The sequence below is a fragment of the Comamonas sp. MYb69 genome (assembly GCF_037479315.1).
In the GTDB taxonomy this organism is placed as follows: domain Bacteria; phylum Pseudomonadota; class Gammaproteobacteria; order Burkholderiales; family Burkholderiaceae_C; genus Comamonas.
On record NZ_JBBGZG010000004.1, the window covers coordinates 1 to 18,983 of the forward strand.

An 18,983-nucleotide genomic window follows, 5' to 3' on the forward strand; every position below is an offset into this window, starting at 1 on the left:
GGGTGGGGCGGCGGCCACCACGGTGCCCAGCGCAGCGGGCGCGGGCGGGTCGCCGGCAATCGCAGCGGCCACTGACGGTGGCAGGCTGCTGCCCGCCGCAGGTGGGGGCACAGGGGCCGGCGCTGCGGCCACGGCGCTGTGGCTGTTTTCCATCATGCGCTCGGTGATCAGGCTCTCGAGCGGATCGCTGGGCCGGGCGGGGTACAGGTCCAGCACCAGGCGGTGCTGGTAGGGGGCGACCGGCTTCAAGGTAAAGACCTGGGGCTTGGCCTCCTGCTTGAGGTCGATCACCAGGCGCACGACATTGGGCGAGTTCTGGCCCACGCGGATGCCGGCGATATTGGGGTCGTCCGAGCGGACCTTGGCCACCAGCTCACGCAGCGCTGGGTTGAGGTCGATCCCTTCGATATCGACCGCCAGGCGCGGCGGCTCGGGCACAAAGCGCTGCTCGGTCTTGAGCGGGGTGTCGGACTCGATCGTGACGCGGGTGTAGTCCTTGGAGGGCCAGAGGCGAACTGCAACGATGCTGGCGCCAAAGGCCAGGTGGCTGCTGCCCAGCAGCAGCACCAGGCTGCCGCCGCGCAGCAGATCGCGGCGCGAGAGGCCGTGGTGGCTGGCGGGCGCACCGTCAGCGGTGGTGAAAGGGGCAGAGGCTGGGAGATATTTCGGGGTGTCGCTCACGCTGAAAACCCTTGGACGATGGAGGCACCTGCCGGGGTGAAGGCCTGCAGATGCACCTGGCGTTCTGATTCGTTGATTGCTTCAATACTGATAGCTACATCGGCAATAGGAGTTACCGCTGCAGCCTTCTGCGGCCATTCTGCCACTTTCAGGCCGGGGCTGGCAAAAATATCCCGAAAGCCGGCGTCTTCCCACTCGCGCGGATCGTCGAAGCGGTAGAAGTCAAAGTGCCAGATGGGGAAGTCGCGGCCCTCATGCGGTTCGACCACCGCATAGGTGGGGCTCTTGATGCGGCCCTGCACGCCCAGCGCACGCAGCAGGTGGCGCACCAAGGTGGTTTTGCCCGCGCCCAGATCGCCATGCAAAGTTAGGTAAACATTCGACAGCGCTGCCTGCGCGGCCAGGCGCGCGGCAAAGGCTTCCGTATCGCGCTCGTCTTTCCAGACCAGATGGAGCGCGGGGTAGGAGGGGCTGGCAGTAGCGTTCAAAATGTCGTTCCCGGGCCGCGCGGGCCCTCAGGTTTTTTACAATAGCAGCACATGGACGCCGCTGATCCCACTTTCATTCAACAGATCAACGACTGGGCGCTGGAGCTGGGATTTTCCCAAATCGGCGTGGCAGGCGTGGATTTGTCGACGGCGGAAACTGGATTGATGCAGTGGCTGGAAAAAGGTTTCCATGGCGAGATGCATTACATGCAGGCCCATGGCCTCAAGCGCGCCCGGCCAGCCGAGCTGGTGCCCGGCACGCTCAGCGTGATTACAGCACGCATGGATTATCTGCCGCAAAACACCGCTGCCGACTGGCAGCGGCAGGAATGGGAGCGCCACGCCAGGCCCGGCGAGGGTCTGGTGAGCGTCTATGCCCGGGGCCGTGACTACCACAAGGTGCTGCGCAACCGGCTGCAAAAGCTTGCCGAGCGCATCGATGCGGCACTTGGCGAACACAACCTCGCGCACCGCGCGTTCACCGATTCGGCCCCGGTGCTGGAGGCCGAGCTGGCCAGCCGCAGCGGCCAGGGCTGGCGGGGCAAGCACACGCTGGTGCTGAGCCGCGATGCCGGCTCGATGTTTTTTCTCGGCGAGATCTTTGTCAATATCGCCTTGCCGGCGACTGCGCCGGTCACGGCGCATTGCGGCCAGTGCACGGCCTGCATCGATGCCTGCCCGACGGCGGCCATCGTGGCGCCCCAATCGGTCGATGCGCGGCGCTGCATCTCCTACCTGACGATCGAGCTCGATGGCGCCATTCCGGAAGAATTTCGCGCCCCCATGGGCAACCGCATCTATGGCTGCGATGACTGCCAGCTCGCCTGCCCCTGGAACAAGTTTGCCCAGCGCGCGGTGCTGCCCGATTTTGATGCGCGCGGCGCGCTGATGGACCAGCAGCTGCCCCATCTGTTTGCATGGGACGAGGCGACGTTCTTGCGCATCACCGAGGGCAGCCCCATACGCCGCATTGGCCATGCGCGCTGGCTGCGCAATATTGCCGTTGCGCTCGGCAATGCCTGGCGCCAGACGGGCGAGGCGCGCTATGCGCAGGCGCTGCACAGCCGCGCGGACCACGACAGCGCCATGGTGCGCGAGCATGTGGCCTGGGGGCTGGGCCAGCGCAGCGCCTGAGCGCTGGCGTGCCCCATGATCAGCCGCTGAGAAAGCCCGAGGCCTTGAGCTGCGCGACCAGCAGTTCGGTAAAGCGCGCATAGCCCGCCGCATTGGCATGCACCTGGTCGGCGCGCATGGCGTCGTTGGCCAGCACCTCGCTCCAGGCCTTGGCGAGCAGGGGTACTTGCTCGTCCTTGGCCAGCGCCTCGTAGATCGGGTGGTCCTGGATGCGGCCGGTCAGCGCGGCGCTCATGCTGAACTCGGGCACCGCCACCAGCAACACGGCAATGTGCTGGGCCTTGCATTGCTGCAGCATGCTGGCGATCTGCGCCTGGGCCGCTTGCGCGCTTTGGCGGCGCAGCCAGTCGTTGCCGCCGGCGCAAACAATCACCAGGGCCGGTTGGTGGGTCTCCAACAGCTGCGGCAGGCGCTGCGCGATCTGGCTGCTGGTTTCGCCGGAGATGCCGGCATTGATGACGTTCCAGCCGGTGCGCTCGGCCAGCAACTGCGGGTAGGACTGCGCGGCGCTGGCGCCGACGCCCTGGGTCAGCGAATCGCCCAATGCGAGCACCGTGGCGCCCGCAGGCAGCGCAGCGGCGAGTGGCGCCTTTTTGCTGCAGGCGGCCAGCCCGGCTACGGCCAGGCCCAGGAAGGGGATGAGCGCCAGGCGCTGGAGGCTTTGGCGGCGTGCGGAATCAATGGTTTTCTCCATAGCCGCCGAGCTTAACCGATGGCCTTGGCAGGCCGCGTTGTTAAACCGGCCACCAGCCCAGCAGGCTGAGTGCAAACGGCAGACTGGCCACGCCGCAGATGGTGGACAAGGTCACCAGCCCCGCGACATAGGCGCCGTTGTAGCCCATGCGGGCGGCCAGCACATAGCAGGTCGATGCGGTCGGCAAGGCCGAGAAGATCAGCAAAATGGCGGCCTGCTGGGCCGACAGCGCCAGCCAGTGGGCCATGCACAGCGCAATCAGCGGCGTGACAAAGTGGCGGATGGCCAGCACTGCGCCACTGAGCAGCTTGCCGCGCGCCAGCAGCCCCAGCTGCATGCCGGCGCCCGCCGACATCAGGCCCAGCACAATGGAGGCCTGGCCGATGCGGGCGACGGTGGGCTCGACGATGGCGGGCAGGCGCAGGCCCAGCAGGTTGCAGATGAGGGCCGTGAGCGTGGCGACGATCAGCGGGTTGCGCAGCAGCTCGCGCATAAAGCCATTTTGCGAGCCCTTGGCCATCGGGTAGACGGCGGCAATATTGAACATGGGCACGCAGACGCCGATCAGCACCGAGATCAGCTGCAGGCCTTGGGGGCCGGCCAGCCGGTCGGCCAGCGCCAGGCCGATAAAGGAGTTGAAGCGAAACGCGATCTGCGCGCTGGCAGCGGCGTCGCGGCTGTCCACCCTTTTGCCCAGCCAGGGCCAGCGCGGCAGGGTGTAGGTCATCGTGATGGCGACCAGGCCCGTGGCCACGCCAGCCAGCATCAGGTTGGAGGTGCCTTGCCAGTCGATCGGGCTGCGGATGATCGAATAGAACAGCAAGGTGGGAAAGAGGAAGTAGTACACCAGGCTTTCCACCGGCTGCCAGATGGCCCGGTTCAGCGCCGTGTAGCGGCAGACCAGGTAGCCAATCAGGATCAGCGAGAAATCAGGGAAAAGCAGTTGGGCGTAGTTCACCGGCGCAAGCATAGCGGAAGGGCGTTTGCTGCGGCCCAATCGCTGTCGCGGCGGTAAGCATGCTGCTGGGTGCAAGCCCTGCCAAAGCAGTTGCCAATTGCGCTATCTGCCGCCCCGATGCGGGAAAACACGGGCCATCTGCGGCGCGCTTTGGGGCAGAACCGCCAGGCAACACCGCTAGCATGGGAGCCATGTCCAAGCTGGCCCCAGCCAGCGCCCCAGATCCCGAGGAGACCTCCACCATGATGAACCGCCGACTGTGCCTGGCCATGGCACTGGCGCTGGGCAGCAGCGCTGCCCTGGCCGCTGATCCCTATCCCAACAAGCCCATCCGCCTGATCGTGCCGTTTGCCGCAGGCGGCACCACCGACATCGTGGCGCGCGTGATCTCGGAGCCGCTGTCCAAGGCCCTCGGCCAGCCGGTGGTGGTGGACAACAAGAGCGGTGGCGGCGGCACCGTGGGCGCGGCCGAAGCCGCGCGTGCCCAGCCCGATGGCTACACCCTGAGCATCGCGACGGTGTCGACCACGGCCACCAACCCGGCCGTGAACCCCAAGATGCCCTACAACGTGCAGCGCGATTTCACGCCCATCATCAATGTGGCGGCCACGCCCAATGTGATTGCGGTGCACCCGAGCTTTCCGGCCACCAACTACCAGGAGTTCATTGCCGAGCTCAAGAAGAACCCCGGCAAGTACTCCTATGCCACGCCGGGCACTGGCAGCATTGCCCATTTGTTGATGGAAATGCTCAAGTCCGAAACCGGTGTGAACGTGGTGCACATCCCCTACCGGGGTGGCGGCCCGGCGCTGAACGACACGGTCGCCGGCCAGGTCAACATGATTTTTGACAACCTGCCCTCGGCCTACCCCTTTATCCGCGACAAGCGCCTGCGCGCCATCGTGGTGGCCGCCCCCAAGCGCGTGGCCGGGCTGGAGTCCATCCCCACGTTCACCGAAGTGGGCGTTCCCGTGGTCAACCGCAGTGCCTATTACGGCATCGTCGGCCCCAAGAACCTACCCAAGGAGATTGTTGACAAAGTCAACGCGGCCACCAAAAAGGCGCTGGAAGACCCGAACGTGCAAAAGCGCATCGCAGAGACTGGCTCGGACATCCTGGGCACCACGCCTGAGGTGTTTGCCCAGCAGATGAAGGACGAATACGCGGCCTACAAGGCGGTGGTGGACAAGCAGGGCATCCAGTTGGACTGATCCCCGTCCCTCGTCTGTCCTGCCTCAAAGCGCGTGCGCATTTCTAGGGAAATCCTAGGGAAATCACGCGCTTTTTGTGCGGTTGCAGCACGGTTGCGGACGTATTAATCCGGTATAAACGCGCTGTGCTGAAAAAGCATTACGTGGCCGTGCGCCATGCGGGTCATCCACCGGCACGCGAACGACGGCCACACCATTTCAAATGAGGAGATTCATCATGCAACGTCGCTCTCTCGTGGGCCTGACCTTGATCGCTGCTGCCGCAGCCACCTTGAGCACTGGCGCTCTGGCCGATACAAAATACCCTAACAAGCCCATTCGCCTGATCGTTCCTTTTGCAGCTGGCGGCACCACCGATATCATTGCGCGCGTGATCGCTGACCCCCTGGGCAAGGAGCTGGGCCAGCCCGTGGTGGTGGACAACAAGGGTGGTGCTGGCGGCACCATCGGTGCGGTGGAAACGGTGCGCGCAGCGGCCGACGGCTACACGCTGGGCATTGCGACCGTCTCCACGGTGGCCACCAACCCGGCGATCAACCCCAAGATCTCCTACGACCCGATCAAGGACTTCACGCCCATCATCAATGTGGCGGCCACGCCCAACATCATTGCGGTGAACCCGAAGTTCCCAGCCAAGGACTACAAGGAGTTCGAGGCCGAGCTCAAGAAGAACCCCAACAAGTACGCCTACTCGTCGTCCGGCACCGGCGGCATCCAGCACATGCTGATGGAGCTGTACAAGAGCCTGACCGGCATCCAGATGACCCACATCGCCTACCGTGGTGCGGGCCCGGCACTGAACGACACGGTGGCCGGCCAGGTCAACATGATCCTGGACAACCTGCCCTCGACCCTGCCTTTTGTGAAGGACAACCGCCTGGTGCCTATCGTCGTGGCCGCGCCTGAGCGCCTGGCCGTGCTGCCCAATGTGCCGACCTTCAAGGAAGTGGGCCTGGAGCCGGTGAACCGCATGGCTTTCTATGGCATCCTGGCGCCCAAGGGCGTGTCCAAGGATGTGGTGGACCGCATCAATGCCGCTACCAAGAAGGTGCTGGCCGACCCTGCGGTGAAGAAGCGCATCGAAGACACCGGCTCGCTGGTGGTGGGCAACACGCCCGAGCAGTTTGCCGAGCAGATCAAGGCCGAGTTCGACGTCTACAAGGACGTGGTCAAGAAGCAGGACCTGAAGCTGGACTGATCGCCGCTGCCAACATCCCCAAGCCGCCCGCGCAAGCCGGCGGCTTTTTTCATGCCATGATGCCGGGCATGGCAAGCGCTCCACGATCTGCACCACCCCCGTCAGTCCCTCCTTCAGCTCCTCCGTCCGGGCCGGGACGCACTGCAGCGGCGCACCCGATGATTGACCGTTTTATCGATGCGGTGTGGCTGGAAGACGGCCTGGCGCGCAATACCTTGGCGGCCTACCGGCGCGACCTGGCGCTGTACGGCCAGTGGCTGGCCCAGGAGCACCCTGGCCAGGCGCTCGAGCGCAGCGATGAGGCCCAGCTGCAGGCCTTTTTTGCCACCCGCATGGGCGACAAGGCCAGCACGGCCAACCGGCGCCTCACGGTGCTGCGGCGCTTTTTCCACTGGGCGCTGCGCGAGTCGCTGATCAGCGCCGATCCCACCTTGCGCATGCTGGCAGCGCGCCAGCCGCTGCGCGTGCCCAAGACGATGACCTCGGCCATGGTCGATGCGCTGCTGGAAGCGCCTGACGCCGGCAACCCACTGGGCCTGCGCGACCGCGCGATGCTGGAGCTGATGTATGCCAGCGGCCTGCGCGTGTCGGAGCTGGTGGAGCTGCAAAGCGTGCAGCTCAGCCTGGCCGATGGCATCGTGCGCGTGGTGGGCAAAGGCAGCAAGGAGCGGCTGGTGCCCTTTGGCCAGGTGGCCCAGCAATGGCTGGAGCAGTACCTGGCCGAAAGCCGGCCCACCATTCTGGCCGGGCGGCAAAGTGCGGACCTGTTTGTCACCCAGCGCGGCAGCGGCATGACGCGGGTTGCGTTCTGGATGATCGTCAAAAAATATGCGCAGCGCGCCGGCATTACCGCGCCACTGTCACCTCACACCTTGCGCCACGCCTTTGCCACGCATTTGCTCAACCATGGCGCCGATCTGCGCGTGGTGCAGCTGCTGCTGGGCCATGCCGATATCTCCACCACCACCATCTACACCCATGTGGCGCGAGAGCGCCTCAAGGTGCTGCACAGCCAGCACCATCCGCGTGGGTGATCGATCTGCGATCTTGGGCTTGCGGCAGTCGACGGAACCGCTGACGCTATTCCACTGAAGTCCACAAAGCCGGTATTGGCTCCCAGCCGGGCGATGGCTCCCGATCAAGCAGCGCACACACCAAGGCGCCCAAGGCAATATCCAGGCAGTCGCTCGCCGCATGGGCGCCACCATCTTGCTGGTGGGCCTGCAATGCAAAGTGGCGAAAGGCTGTCCAATCCGCCGCCAAGTGGGCCACCAGCAAGCGTGCCAAATCGTAGGACAGCTCGTTCGAGGCACCAGTTTGCGAGAACGATTGGCCATTCCAGAAGGACTGGATGCGATCGGCATTCCAGAACGATTGGTGGCGTGCATGCATTTTGGGAAGGTCTGGGCGCATGCCGGCCGCCGGGCTCAGGCGCTGCTCGGTATTGACGGCCAAGCCTTCGTTCAGCCAGGTGGGCAGCGGCAAATGGTGGACGTAGGCATGGGTGAGTTCATGCACGATGACAGGCTCCAGCGCCTGGAGGCTGTCGGCCATGGTCACAAAATGCCCGCATCCGGCCTGGATGTACATACCGCTGCTTTCCGCATACTCACCCTCGTCGGGGTAATAGTGCGCGACATAGCGGTAATAGCTCTCCTTGTCCTGGAACACGATGACCAGGTCATGGCCCCAGAGCGGTATCTCGGCCACACCCTCCAGCACCTGCAGGATCCGCTGGGCGCTTTTATCGATGTAGCTCAGCATGGCCTTGGCGACCACCGGATCGAGGTTGGACAGCAGGAGCGCCGTGCCATATTCGCGCACCCGAAAGTCTGGCCCCAGCGCCAGGCACAAGTGGTCCAACCAAGCGCGCTCTGCCAGGCCCCAGGCCTTGGCCTGTTCCTCAGGGTCTGGCAGATGCGAAACCCATTCGGACACCGCTGACCAGTCGAGCAGGGGCAGGCCGTTGGCGTCCTGCATGACGGAGGCCAAGACAAGTGGCTCGCCCTGAGACATGGCAATCCGGGCTGCAGCGACAGGCGCCTGGGCTGCCGTATCCGCAGCGGAGTTGGGTACAAGAAAAGAGGTCAGCCAACGAAACATGAAGGGCAGGGTGTCATGGAAACTCTGCCAACTATAGGTTGCGCGGCTTGGCTTGAAGCTATTGGCGGACTACAGCGTTGTGAATGCGCCTCGCCATGGATCAAATCCCCAGCGGATTCTTGCGGCCCTTCTCGACCGGATTGGCCAGCAGCTTTTGCGCGGGGTAGGCGCGCAGAAATTCCTTGGCCTTGTAGGCCGATGAACGCAGCCAGGCGTCATAGGCGCCTTCATTCAGGATGGCGGGCATGGTCTTGTCATTGCCGGGCTGCTGGTAGCGGTTCATCAGCGCATGGGCATTGGCGTTGACGGTGATGATGGCGTAGCTCAGCAGCTCGGTGCCGTCGTCATCGGTCCAGCGGGACCAGACGCCGGCGACACCCATCGGCAGGCCGTCAACGCGGGCAATGCGCGTGGGCTTGGCCTTGCCGGTGCGGTAGTCGTCGGTCACGAACGCCATCATCGGCACGATGCAGCGCTGGTTGTTCAGCCAGGCATCGCGAAAGGCGGTGCTGGTGGAGGCGTTGTCGGATTTGACATTCACCAGCTTGGTGGCACGCAGCTGGCCGTCGGATGCGGACTTGACCCAGTGCGGCACCAAGCCCCATTGCGCCGGCACCAGCAGGCGGGGTGTGACCACCGGCACAGCAGCGGGCGCGGGTTCGGCATCGGCGGGGGCACCGCTCGCTGCCGCTTCTGCAGCGGCCTGCTCGGCCAGCGCTGCCTTGCGCGCGGTGTTCTCGGCATCGGTGGCGCCTGTCAGGCTGGTGGTGATAAAGAAGCCGGGCCGGCGCGGCGTCATCTTGCGCTCGCCCATCTCTGCAGGGGGCTCTACCTGGAAGGCGCTGAGGTACAGCTCGGGGGCTTTGAGGGCTTCGTATTGGGTGCTCATGGGCGCAATGGTACGTGAAGGCTGCAGCAGCATTCGCTGGCGCCGGTTTCTGGCAGAAGATAAAAAGCCCACCCTGGGGCAGGGTGGGCTCGGTGGCAAGCCTTGCGGCCGCAGTGCGTATTTTAGATCAGAGCGACTGGCCCAGCTTGCGCAGGAAGCGCTCGCAGGCCTCGAGCTGGCTGATCTCGACAAACTCATTGGGCTTGTGCGCCTGCTCGATATTGCCGGGGCCGCAGACCACGGTGGGGATACCCAGGTTCTGGAACAGGCCCGCTTCGGTGCCATAGGCCACCTTCCGCGTGGCCTGGTCGGCGGTCAGCGCACGCACCAGCGCGGTGATGGCGGCTTGCTCGCTGGCTTCCAGCGCGGGGGCGGCAGGGCCGGTTTCGATGTCGATGCGGGCATCGGCAAACTCGCGGCGCATGCGTGGCAGCAGCTCGCCGGTCACATAGCTTTGCACCTTGGCCTGGATGCTCTCGGCCGTCATGCCGGGCAGGTTGCGGAACTCGTAGTTGAACTCGCACAGCTCAGGGATGGTGTTGACCGCGATTCCGCCCGAGATCTGGTTGGTGGTCATGGTCGTGAACGGCACGTCATAGAACTCGTCGTAGGGGCCGTTGGCCTTGAACTGGTCGGCTACATCGCGGATATGGCAGATCAGGCGTGCGGCGTACTCGATGGCATTGCAGCCCTTGGGCGTCAGCGACGAGTGCGCTGCCTTGCCATGCACCTTGCAGCGGTACAGGTTGATGCCCTTGTGCGCGACCACCACCTGCATGCTGGTGGGCTCGCCCACCACGCAGCCATCGGCCTGCTGGCCGCGTGCCTTCAAGGCGCGCAGCATCACCGGGGCGCCTGCGCAGCCCACTTCCTCGTCATACGACAGCGCCAGGTGGATGGGCTTTTTGCGCGGCATGGCGAGGAACTCGGGCACCAGCGCGACCGATGCGGCGATAAAGCCCTTCATGTCGGCGCTGCCACGGCCGTAGAGCCGGCCTTCCTTTTCGGTCAGGCTGAAAGGATCGCTGTCCCAGTTCTGGCCGTCGACCGGTACCACATCGGTGTGGCCCGACAGCACGATGCCGCCTTGGGTGCTGCCGTCATCGGCCGGCAAGGTGGCAAACAGGTTGGCCTTGTCGCCTTCGGGCGAGTGGATCAGCTCGGCCTTCAGACCCTGGTGGGCCAGTGCATCACGCACGGTTTCGATCAGGGCGAGGTTGGAGTTGCGGCTGGTGGTGTCGAATGCGACCAGCTTTTCCAGCCAGGAGCGGGTGTTCATAGCGCTTCACTTGGTGTTACATGCAAGTGACTGAGTGTAGGGCGCTTGGGCTATGCGGGCAGCGCGCGCTGCCTAAGCTGGGGTTGGGTGTTGGGGTTTTAGATGGGATGGTCCAGTGGCTGGGACAGAGCGGAAAACGGGAGCCCGTGGCTCCCGTTGTTGTCAAACCTGTGTCTGTAGGCTGCTATCAGCCCAGCACTTCCAGCAGGCGATCGAGCCCGCCGGTGTTGATCGCCACCTTGGCCTCGGCACGCACGCGTGGCTTGGCGTGGAAGGCGACCGACAGGCCCACGGCGCGCATCATCGGCAGGTCATTGCTGCCATCGCCCACGGCAATCACCTGCTCGGGATCGATGCCCATCAGCGATGCCAGGCCCAGCACGGTGCTGCGCTTTTCTTCGCCGTCGCAGATATCGCCCCAGCTCTGGTCGATGAGGCCGCCGGTCAGCTGGCCGTCCTTGACCTCGAACTGGTTGGCGCGCACAAAGTCGATGCCCAGCAGGCTTTTGACATGGTCGGCAAAAAAGGTGAAGCCGCCCGAGACCAGCAGCACCTTGAGGCCGGCCGCATGCGCGGCATCGACGAGGGTCTTGGCGCCGGGGGTCAAGGTCAGGCGCTCTTGCAGCACGCGCTCGATGGCGGCCATGGGCACGCCCTGGAGCAGGGCCATGCGCTGGCGCAGGCTGTCCTTATAGTCGGTGATCTCGCCGCGCATCGCCGCTTCGGTGATTGCCGCCACCTCGGCCTTCTTACCGGTGATGTCGGCGATCTCGTCGATGCACTCGATGGTGATCAGGGTCGAGTCCATGTCGAACGCGATCAGCTTGTAGTCGGACAGCTTTTGCGGCGTGGCCAGGTTCTGGATGGTCAGGCCGGGGGCGAATTCGGTAGAGGCACTCATGGGAGCTTTTGAGGGGTGAGGGTAGGGGAATGATAAACGGGCTGCTGGGGACAGACAGGCCGCTCAGGCCGTGGCCACAGCGGCTGCAGCGGCCGTGACGGGCTTGCCCAGGCTGCGCACCACATCGCGAACCATCTGCACGCGGTCCTTGACCTCGGGCAGCGCGCGCTCGATGCGCAGCTTGTCGTTGCCGGCCAGCTTGATGGCCTTGTTCTTCTGGATCAGGCCGATGATGGTCATCGGCTCGATCGGCGGGTTGGGGTAGAAGGTGATGTTGATCACGCCGGGCGCGGCATCGACCTTCTGCACGCCAAAGGGCTCGCAGAGCACGCGCAGGCGGTGCACATCGACCAAGGTCTGGGCCTGCGGCGGCAGCTTGCCAAAGCGGTCCACGATCTCTTCGAGCAGGTTGTCGATCTGGTCGCTGGTCTTGGCGGTCGCCAGCTTCTTGTAGAAGGACAGGCGCAGGTGCACATCGCCGCAGTAGTCGTTGGGCAGCAGCGCGGGGGCGTGCAGGTTGATGTCGGTGGCCGCGGACAGGGGGCTGAGCAGGTCGGGCTCCTTGCCTTCCTTCAAGCTGCGCACGGCCTCGGACAGCATCTCGTTGTAGAGCTGGTAGCCGATCTCCATCATGTTGCCGCTCTGGTTGTCGCCCAGCACTTCGCCCGCGCCCCGGATTTCCAGGTCATGCATGGCCAGGTAAAAGCCGCTGCCCAGCTCTTCCATCTGCTGGATGGCTTCGAGGCGCTGCGCGGCCTGCTTGGTCAGGCCGTCCAGATCCGGCACCATCAGATAGGCATAGGCCTGGTGGTAGCTGCGGCCCACGCGGCCGCGCAGCTGGTGCAGCTGCGCCAGGCCAAACTTGTCGGCGCGGCTGATGATGATGGTGTTGGCGCTGGGCACGTCGATGCCGGTCTCGATGATGGTCGAGCACAGCAGGATGTTGTAGCGCTGGGCCACAAAGTCGCGCATCACGCGCTCGAGCTCGCGCTCGGGCATCTGGCCGTGGGCCACGGCGATGCGGGCCTCGGGCAGGATCTCTTCGAGCTTCTGGCGGCGGTTCTCGATGGTCTCGACCTCGTTGTGCAGAAAGTAGCACTGGCCGCCGCGCTTTAACTCACGCAGCACGGCTTCGCGGATCACGCCGGTGCCTTCGCTGCGCACAAAGGTCTTGATCGCCAGGCGGCGCTGCGGCGCGGTGGCGATCACCGACAGATCACGCAGGCCATCGAGCGCCATGCCCATGGTGCGCGGGATGGGGGTGGCCGTCAAGGTGAGCACATCGACCTCGGCGCGCATGGCCTTCATCGCCTCTTTGTGGCGCACGCCAAAGCGGTGTTCCTCATCGATGATCAGCAGGCCCAGGTTCTTGAACTGGGTTTTTTCAGACAGCAGCTTGTGCGTGCCGACGACGATGTCGACCGTGCCGTCATCGAGTCCCTTGATCGTGGTGTTCACTTCCTTGCCGGAGCGAAAGCGCGAGACCAGCGCGACCTTGATCGGCCACTTGGAGAAGCGGTCGGCCAGCGTCTGGTAGTGCTGCTCGGCCAGCAAGGTGGTGGGCGCGAGCAGCGCAACCTGCTTGCCACCGGTGACGGCCACAAAGGCGGCACGCAAGGCGACCTCGGTCTTGCCAAAGCCCACATCGCCGCAAACCAGACGGTCCATGGGCTGGGGCGAGATCATGTCCTGGATCACCGCATGGATGGCGGCGCGCTGGTCGGCGGTTTCCTCAAAGCCGAAGTCGTTGGCGAACTGCTCATAGTCCTGCGGGCTGTAGCGGAAGGCATGGCCTTCACGCGCGGCGCGGCGGGCATAGATGTTGAGCAGCTCGGCGGCGGTGTCGCGCACCTGCTCGGCGGCCTTGCGGCGGGCCTTTTCCCACTGGCCGCTGCCCAGTTTGTGCAAGGGGGCCTCTTCGGCCGAGACGCCGGTGTAGCGGCTGATCTGCGCGAGCTGGCTGACGGGCACATAGAGCACGGCCTTGTCGGCGTATTCGAGGTGCAGGAACTCCTGCAGCGCCGGTGTGCCATCGGGGTTCTTCTGGCCCACATCCATGTTGATGAGGCCATGGTAGCGGCCGATGCCGTGCTGGGCATGGACGACCGGGTCGCCCACCTTCAGCTCGGACAGGTCCTTGATCAGCGCCTCGACATCGCTGGCCTGCTCCTGGCGGCGCTTGCGGCGGGCGCCGCCGGTGGCGGCAAACAGCTCGGTTTCGGTGACAAAGTCAATGCCTTGCTCGGCCCAGCGAAAGCCCTTGGCGAGCGCGGCCGTGGCGATGCCCACGGGCTCATCCGTGGTCTGCTGGAATTCGGCCAGCGAGTCAAAGGCCGGCGGGTTGAGGCCGCTGGCGCGGAAGAAGTCGAGCAGGCTCTCGCGCCGGCCATCGCTCTCGGCCAGCAGCAAGGTGCGGGCCTGGCGCTGGGCAATATGCTGCTGCAGCTTGGCCAGCGGGTCCTCGGCACCGCGCACCACGGCCAGGTCGCCGAGCTTTTGGAAGATGGCGCTGTGCTCCACGTCTTCGAGCTGGGGGCGCAGCGACAGCTGGGCCATCTGCTTGGCGGTGGCGTAGAACTGGTCGGGGCTCAGGAACAGGCTGTCGGGCGGCAGCACCGGGCGCTCGGGGTCGCCTTGCACCAGGCGGTAGCGGTCGCGCGTGTCCTGCCAAAAGCGCTGGAAGGCCGGCTCGATATCGCCATGCAGCACCACGGTGGCCTGGCTGCCCAGGTAGTCGAACACGGTGGCTGTCTCGTCAAAGAACAGCGGCAGGTAGTACTCGATACCGGCAGTGGCCACGCCGTTGCCCATGTCCTTGTAGATGCGGCTCTTGGTCGGGTCGCCTTCGAGCATCTCGCGCCACTTATTGCGAAAGCGCGCGCGGGCCTCGTCGTCCATCGGGAACTCGCGCCCGGGCAGCAGGCGCACGTCCTTGACCGGGTAGAGGCTGCGCTGGGTATCGGGGTCAAAGGTGCGGATCGAGTCGATCTCGTCATCGAACAGGTCGACCCGGTAGGGCACAAGCGAGCCCATCGGGTAGAGATCGATCAGGCCGCCACGCACCGAGTATTCGCCATGGCTCACCACCTGGGAGACATGGTTGTAGCCGGCCAGGGTGAGTTGGGCCTTGAGGCGCGCCTCATCGAGCTTTTGCCCGGCCTGGAACGCAAAGGTGTAGCCCGCCAGAAAGGAGGGCGGCGCCAGGCGGTACAGCGCCGTGGTGGCCGGGATCAGCACCACATCGGCTTCGCCCTGGCTGATGCGCCACAGCGCAGCGAGCCGCTCGCTGATCAGGTCCTGGTGCGGCGAGAAGGTGTCATAGGGCAGGGTTTCCCAGTCGGGGAACAGGGCCACGCGCAGCTCTGGGGCAAAAAACGCCAGCTCGTCCTGCAGGCGATGGGCATCGCCCGCGTCGGCGGTGATGATGGCGGTGACGCGCTGCGCTGCGGCCTCGCGGGTGGCCAAGGTCGCGAGCAGCAAGGCATCGGCGCTGCCCGGGGGCATGGGCAGTTGAAAACGTTTTCCGGCGGTGAGCTTGGGGAGTTCCATACGTGGTCCGAACCAGTCCATACACGGACTACAGCCCAGGGCAGCGTGCCGCGCCTGGGCCTGTGCAGCCAAGGCCACCCCATCAAAGGGCAGGCCTGGCCGCGCAATAAACAGCAAAAGCACGGGTCTGGCTGACAGCGCCGTGCAACCACTCCATTCTAAAATACCCCCATGAACCAGACCACCCGCAACGAATTGATCCCTGCTGTACCCAGGGCTGCACCGGAGGTGGCTGCGCCGGTGACGGTGCCCGCAACGGTGCCCCCCGCCGACCCGGGCGCCCAGACCCAGGCGCTGGGCGAGATGCGCCAGGAGGTGGTGGCCAGGTTCTGGGCCTTTTTGCCCTGTGCCGGGGTGGGCGCCCGGGCGGTGGATGCGGCGCGCCCCGCCCATCTCCCCAAGCAGTACCAGCAGGTGGCGGGCTGGCCGCTGGTGCTGCATACCTTGGCCGCCTTTATGGCGGCCAAGCCGCTATCAGGCGTGCTGGTGGGGGTGAGCCCCGGCGATGATTTTTTGCAGCACTACCAGCGGCCAGGCTTTGCCATCAGTCCTTGCGGTGGCCCCAGCCGCGCCGATACGGTCGCTGGCGGCCTGCGCAGTTTGCTCGGTGACTCGGGCCTGGGCGCGCAGCCGCATGACTGGGTGCTGGTGCATGATGCGGCGCGCTGCCTGATCAAGCCCGGCCAGATCGAGCAGCTGATGCAGGAATGTGCGGCCGATGAGGTGGGGGGCCTGTTGGCGCTGCCATTGCCCGATACACTCAAGGCCGCTGCCACCGATGCCCATGGCCAAAGCCGTGTTAGCAGCACCTTGCCCCGGGTGGACAAGTGGCTGGCGCAGACGCCGCAGATGTTCCGTATCGGTACGCTGCTCGAAGCGCTGGAGCGCTGCAACGATGTCACCGACGAAGCCAGTGCCATCGAGGCGCTGGGCTTGCAGCCCCGGCTGGTGCCGGGCAGCAGCTTTAACTTCAAGGTCACCTTCCCGGATGACTTTGCGCTGGCCGAGGCCTTGCTGCTGCAGCGCATGGCCAGCGGTGACAGCCAGGTGGCGGCACTTTTTGATTGAATCCCAGGCGACGCGCTGCACAGCCTTCGCTCCTTAGGCGGGGCTGTGGCGGCTTGCGCTGGGATGCGGATGTAAATGGACAATATAAGGGATACACATGCTGCAAATGCGCATTGGTGAGGGTTGGGATATTCATGCGCTGGTGCCCGGCCGGGACTTGATTTTGGGCGGCATCCAGGTGCCGCATACCACCGGTTTGCTGGGCCATTCGGATGCCGATGTGCTGCTGCATGCGATCACCGATGCCTTGGTGGGTGCCGCTGGCATGGGTGATATTGGATCGCACTTTCCCGATACCGATGCCGCTTTCCGGGGTGCCGATTCGGCCGTGCTGCTGGCCGAGGCCATGCGCCGTGTGGCCGCCAAGGGCTGGCAGGTCAACAACGTGGACAGCACCGTGATTGCCCAGGCGCCCAAGTTGGCGCCGCACATTCCGGCCATGCGGGCCAATATTGCCAAGACCTTGGGTATTGATGAATCCCAGGTCAATGTGAAGGCCAAAACGGCCGAGAAGATGGGCCCGGTAGGCCAGGGCGCGGCGATGGAAGCCCGTGCGGTGGTGTTGCTGGTACGGGCTGGCGAGCAGGCCTAAGTCAAGCGCTGGCAAGAAAAGATGACGGCCCGCCAGAGGCGGTCATCCAACGTGCCGTGAGGCACCAACTCAGGTCTCTTCGTACTGCGCCAACACTTGCGCCCCAGTGAGCTTGGGGGTGTCATTGGCCAGGTCGTAATACGCAGGCTTTTCGTCGATGAAGATCTGCGAGGCCAGCCGCATGCCGTCCTCGTCCTGGAACAGGCCGGCCGACAGAAAATGCTCGTTCGTGGCCAGCAGGCGGTAGAACAGATGCGTGCCGCACTGGCTGCAAAAGGCGCGCTCGGCCCAGGGGGAGGAGGCATAGCGGGTGACGGGGCCCGTCAGCTCCACCTCGGTACCGCCATGCAAGGTGAAGGCGGGGCCCTCGCCCCAGCGCCTGCACATGCTGCAATGGCATACATGGACATCTTGGACAGTCGGGGCAGTCACATGGACCGCACCGCAAAGGCACTGGGCTTGCATGTCAACTCCTAGGGCAACGGGGTGCCTGCATTCTATGCACAGACGTCGCTTTGTGCCAGCGGCGAGTGCCGCGTGCCGCTGGCCGGGCAGGGGGCGGTCCGCCCGCTACACCTTCTTATTGCAGATCGGCCAGGTTGGTGGGTGCCCCTGGCAGGTGCCGCTTGATCTGCGGGCGCAGCAGGCGGCGCTTGGGCTCCTTGCCAATGGCCTGGTCGGGCGCACGGCGCAGGTAGATGCTGGTGACCAGGCCCGTGCTGCCGTCCGAGGCATTGACCATGCTCAAGCGCCCGCCCATGCGTTGCACGGTTTTCTCGACGATCGACAGGCCCAGGCCCGCGCCAGCGGCTGCCGTGCGGGCCGTGTCACCCCGGTAAAACGGTTTGGTCAGGCTGCTGAGCTGGTCCTTGGAGACGCCCGGGCCATGGTCGCGCATGCGGATGGTGACGGTGCTTTCGCTGAACTTGACGCTGATGTCCACGCGGGTGTGCGAGGCGCCCGGCGTCTTGCCATAGCGGCGCGCGTTTTCCAGCACGTTGGACAGCACGCGCGAGAGCTCGATCTCATCGGCATTGACCATCAGCTCTTCGGGCACCTTCATGTGCACCTGCAGCTCCTGGTGGTCTTGCACAGCGTAGACGCATGAGGACACGACGCCGTAGACATTGACCGGCGCGAGCTTGGCGGCATGGTCGGGGCGGGCGTAATCGAGGAATTTGTCAATGGTGGCATCGAGCTGCACGATGTCGGCCACCATGTGCTCGCGCGCGACCTGGTCGAACACGCTCATCTCGGTCTCCAGCCGCAGGCGGGCCAGCGGCGTGCGCAAGTCGTGCGAGATGCCGGCCAGCATGACCGCACGGTCTTGCTCGAGCTTGGACAGGCGCTCGCTCATGCGGTTGAAGCCGATGTTCACTTCGCGGATTTCGCTGGTGACGGCATCTTCGTCGAGCTGCGCGGCAAAGTCGCCTTCGCGCAACCGGTTGGTGGCGCTGGACAGCTGCTTGAGCGGCCGGTTGATGAGGCCCGCGATCACTGCTGCACCGGCGAGCGACAGCGCTGCGGCCGTCAGCACCCACACCAGCCAGGTCTTGCCGCCCGCCGGGTTGACGCGTGAGGGCTCAATCAGGAACCAGTTCTGGTCGCCATCGATGGTAAAGCCCACCCACAGGCCTTCTTCGCCATTGACGCTGCTGGCCACGATGGTGCTGGGGCCCAGGCGCTTGGTCACTTCCTGCGTCAGGCGCGCGCCCAGCGGGGTGGAGTTGTCGATGGATTCGTACACATCCTTGGGCTCACGCGGCACGATGCGCACGCCTTCCTGGTCGGCCATGGTCTTGACCAGCGAGACGCGGGCGATGGCGTCCGAATGCATCAGCGCGGCGCGGCTGAGGTTGACCAGCGACGCGATCTGCTGGGCCGTCTGGATGGAGCGGGGCTCGGTCTCGAGCGAGCGCAGCGTCTGCACCCAGGCCAGGATGCTGCCCGTCAGCAAGATGGCGAGCAAAAAGAAGGTGCGCCAAAACAGATTGAGGCCGACGCGGGTGCGCTTGTTGCTATGCGTGGCCGCTGCGGCGCTGCCATCCAGGGGGGCCAGACCGGACTGGTCGGCGTCGTTAACGGGGGTGGGAGCCATGGGCCGTATGCGTGTTGAAAAGTCGGATCAATGAAGGCCGGGAATGCCTGTACATTCTCGCTGTAAAGCGGGCGGGACACCATGCTGTGCCCGGCAGTGGGGGTATAAAAAAACCGCCCTGCAGCCAGACTGGGGCGGTT

17 protein-coding genes are annotated in these 18,983 nt (G+C 65.0%); 6 read left to right on the top strand and 11 right to left on the bottom strand.

The genetic code is table 11. From position 1 onward, the window contains the following. Window positions 1–588: AMIN domain-containing protein (locus WH303_RS06320; RefSeq protein ID WP_339517895.1), on the bottom strand; the 588-nt coding region annotated here is incomplete at its 3' end. 89 nt (window positions 589–677) lie between these two features. Next, window positions 678–1,169, bottom strand: coding sequence for a tRNA (adenosine(37)-N6)-threonylcarbamoyltransferase complex ATPase subunit type 1 TsaE (gene tsaE, locus WH303_RS06325; RefSeq protein WP_021027425.1), 492 nt, complete (start codon window positions 1,167–1,169; stop codon window positions 678–680). Between the two features lie 84 nt (window positions 1,170–1,253). Between tsaE and queG the strand changes: the two genes are divergently transcribed. After that, on the top strand, window positions 1,254–2,303 hold the full coding sequence (gene queG / locus WH303_RS06330; protein ID WP_339517897.1) for a tRNA epoxyqueuosine(34) reductase QueG: 1,050 nt from the start codon (window positions 1,254–1,256) through the stop codon (window positions 2,301–2,303). A 19-nt stretch (window positions 2,304–2,322) separates the two neighbouring features. Here the strand turns inward: queG and WH303_RS06335 are convergent, their stop codons facing one another. Together WH303_RS06335 and WH303_RS06340 are read right to left on the bottom strand one after the other, a co-directional pair. Next, window positions 2,323–2,997, bottom strand: a complete 675-nt coding sequence (locus WH303_RS06335; RefSeq protein WP_021027423.1) for a DUF459 domain-containing protein — start codon at window positions 2,995–2,997, stop codon at window positions 2,323–2,325. A 40-nt stretch (window positions 2,998–3,037) separates the two neighbouring features. Next, window positions 3,038–3,967: an AEC family transporter gene (locus WH303_RS06340; protein ID WP_021027422.1), complete on the bottom strand. Its 930-nt coding sequence runs from the start codon at window positions 3,965–3,967 to the stop codon at window positions 3,038–3,040. A gap of 233 nt (window positions 3,968–4,200) precedes the next feature. Between WH303_RS06340 and WH303_RS06345 the strand changes: the two genes are divergently transcribed. From WH303_RS06345 to xerD, 3 genes are all read left to right on the top strand, one after another. After that, a complete protein-coding gene (locus WH303_RS06345; protein WP_182328201.1) occupies window positions 4,201–5,166 on the top strand; it encodes a tripartite tricarboxylate transporter substrate binding protein BugE in 966 nt (321 codons plus the stop codon). Window positions 5,167–5,383: 217 nt separating this feature from the next. Next, window positions 5,384–6,364 (top strand): tripartite tricarboxylate transporter substrate binding protein BugE, encoded by a 981-nt coding sequence (locus WH303_RS06350; RefSeq protein WP_027011016.1) that lies wholly within the window; start codon window positions 5,384–5,386, stop codon window positions 6,362–6,364. 158 nt (window positions 6,365–6,522) lie between these two features. Next, window positions 6,523–7,398 (top strand): site-specific tyrosine recombinase XerD, encoded by an 876-nt coding sequence (xerD, locus tag WH303_RS06355; RefSeq protein WP_339517472.1) that lies wholly within the window; start codon window positions 6,523–6,525, stop codon window positions 7,396–7,398. Between the two features lie 46 nt (window positions 7,399–7,444). On the opposite strand, the gene WH303_RS06360 is transcribed toward xerD, so the two are convergent. The 5 genes from WH303_RS06360 to mfd all read right to left on the bottom strand — a co-directional run bounded on the left by WH303_RS06360 (window position 7,445) and on the right by mfd (window position 15,085). Continuing rightward, window positions 7,445–8,344, bottom strand: a complete 900-nt coding sequence (locus WH303_RS06360; RefSeq protein ID WP_339517473.1) for a hypothetical protein — start codon at window positions 8,342–8,344, stop codon at window positions 7,445–7,447. Between the two features lie 223 nt (window positions 8,345–8,567). Beyond that, window positions 8,568–9,356, bottom strand: a complete 789-nt coding sequence (locus WH303_RS06365; protein WP_339517474.1) for an SOS response-associated peptidase — start codon at window positions 9,354–9,356, stop codon at window positions 8,568–8,570. 127 nt (window positions 9,357–9,483) lie between these two features. Next, complete coding sequence (gene argE / locus WH303_RS06370; protein WP_021027416.1) at window positions 9,484–10,635, bottom strand: acetylornithine deacetylase; 1,152 nt, start codon at window positions 10,633–10,635, stop codon at window positions 9,484–9,486. A gap of 187 nt (window positions 10,636–10,822) precedes the next feature. Beyond that, the gene (gene serB / locus WH303_RS06375; protein ID WP_021027415.1) at window positions 10,823–11,536 is read right to left on the bottom strand and encodes a phosphoserine phosphatase SerB; all 714 of its coding nucleotides are present in this window, start codon (window positions 11,534–11,536) and stop codon (window positions 10,823–10,825) included. A gap of 63 nt (window positions 11,537–11,599) precedes the next feature. Further along, window positions 11,600–15,085, bottom strand: coding sequence for a transcription-repair coupling factor (gene mfd / locus WH303_RS06380; protein WP_339517479.1), 3,486 nt, complete (start codon window positions 15,083–15,085; stop codon window positions 11,600–11,602). Between the two features lie 303 nt (window positions 15,086–15,388). Between mfd and WH303_RS06385 the strand changes: the two genes are divergently transcribed. Together WH303_RS06385 and ispF are read left to right on the top strand one after the other, a co-directional pair. Further along, the gene (locus WH303_RS06385; RefSeq protein ID WP_052330044.1) at window positions 15,389–16,153 is read left to right on the top strand and encodes an IspD/TarI family cytidylyltransferase; all 765 of its coding nucleotides are present in this window, start codon (window positions 15,389–15,391) and stop codon (window positions 16,151–16,153) included. Window positions 16,154–16,259: 106 nt separating this feature from the next. Further along, window positions 16,260–16,745, top strand: a complete 486-nt coding sequence (gene ispF / locus WH303_RS06390) for a 2-C-methyl-D-erythritol 2,4-cyclodiphosphate synthase (protein WP_084635837.1) — start codon at window positions 16,260–16,262, stop codon at window positions 16,743–16,745. A gap of 69 nt (window positions 16,746–16,814) precedes the next feature. Here ispF and WH303_RS06395 read toward each other — a convergent pair whose 3' ends face one another. Both WH303_RS06395 and WH303_RS06400 read right to left on the bottom strand, forming a co-directional pair. Beyond that, window positions 16,815–17,210, bottom strand: a complete 396-nt coding sequence (locus tag WH303_RS06395; protein WP_027011012.1) for a GFA family protein — start codon at window positions 17,208–17,210, stop codon at window positions 16,815–16,817. Window positions 17,211–17,325: 115 nt separating this feature from the next. Further along, window positions 17,326–18,843, bottom strand: coding sequence for a sensor histidine kinase (locus WH303_RS06400; RefSeq protein ID WP_339517481.1), 1,518 nt, complete (start codon window positions 18,841–18,843; stop codon window positions 17,326–17,328). Window positions 18,844–18,983 lie beyond the last annotated feature (140 nt).

What these genes read in the sequence shown, in the direction of transcription:
- WH303_RS06365 (WP_339517474.1), bottom strand. Translation starts at nt 9,356, where the DNA reads ATGAGCACCCAATACGAAGCCCTCAAAGCCCCCGAGCTGTACCTCAGC.
- xerD (WP_339517472.1), top strand. Translation starts at nt 6,523, where the DNA reads ATGATTGACCGTTTTATCGATGCGGTGTGGCTGGAAGACGGCCTGGCG.
- mfd (WP_339517479.1), bottom strand. Translation starts at nt 15,085, where the DNA reads ATGGAACTCCCCAAGCTCACCGCCGGAAAACGTTTTCAACTGCCCATG.
- WH303_RS06360 (WP_339517473.1), bottom strand. Translation starts at nt 8,344, where the DNA reads ATGCAGGACGCCAACGGCCTGCCCCTGCTCGACTGGTCAGCGGTGTCC.
- WH303_RS06345 (WP_182328201.1), top strand. Translation starts at nt 4,201, where the DNA reads ATGAACCGCCGACTGTGCCTGGCCATGGCACTGGCGCTGGGCAGCAGC.
- ispF (WP_084635837.1), top strand. Translation starts at nt 16,260, where the DNA reads ATGCGCATTGGTGAGGGTTGGGATATTCATGCGCTGGTGCCCGGCCGG.
- WH303_RS06335 (WP_021027423.1), bottom strand. Translation starts at nt 2,997, where the DNA reads ATGGAGAAAACCATTGATTCCGCACGCCGCCAAAGCCTCCAGCGCCTG.
- serB (WP_021027415.1), bottom strand. Translation starts at nt 11,536, where the DNA reads ATGAGTGCCTCTACCGAATTCGCCCCCGGCCTGACCATCCAGAACCTG.
- WH303_RS06340 (WP_021027422.1), bottom strand. Translation starts at nt 3,967, where the DNA reads ATGCTTGCGCCGGTGAACTACGCCCAACTGCTTTTCCCTGATTTCTCG.
- WH303_RS06350 (WP_027011016.1), top strand. Translation starts at nt 5,384, where the DNA reads ATGCAACGTCGCTCTCTCGTGGGCCTGACCTTGATCGCTGCTGCCGCA.
- WH303_RS06400 (WP_339517481.1), bottom strand. Translation starts at nt 18,843, where the DNA reads ATGGCTCCCACCCCCGTTAACGACGCCGACCAGTCCGGTCTGGCCCCC.
- WH303_RS06395 (WP_027011012.1), bottom strand. Translation starts at nt 17,210, where the DNA reads ATGCAAGCCCAGTGCCTTTGCGGTGCGGTCCATGTGACTGCCCCGACT.
- WH303_RS06385 (WP_052330044.1), top strand. Translation starts at nt 15,389, where the DNA reads ATGCGCCAGGAGGTGGTGGCCAGGTTCTGGGCCTTTTTGCCCTGTGCC.
- argE (WP_021027416.1), bottom strand. Translation starts at nt 10,635, where the DNA reads ATGAACACCCGCTCCTGGCTGGAAAAGCTGGTCGCATTCGACACCACC.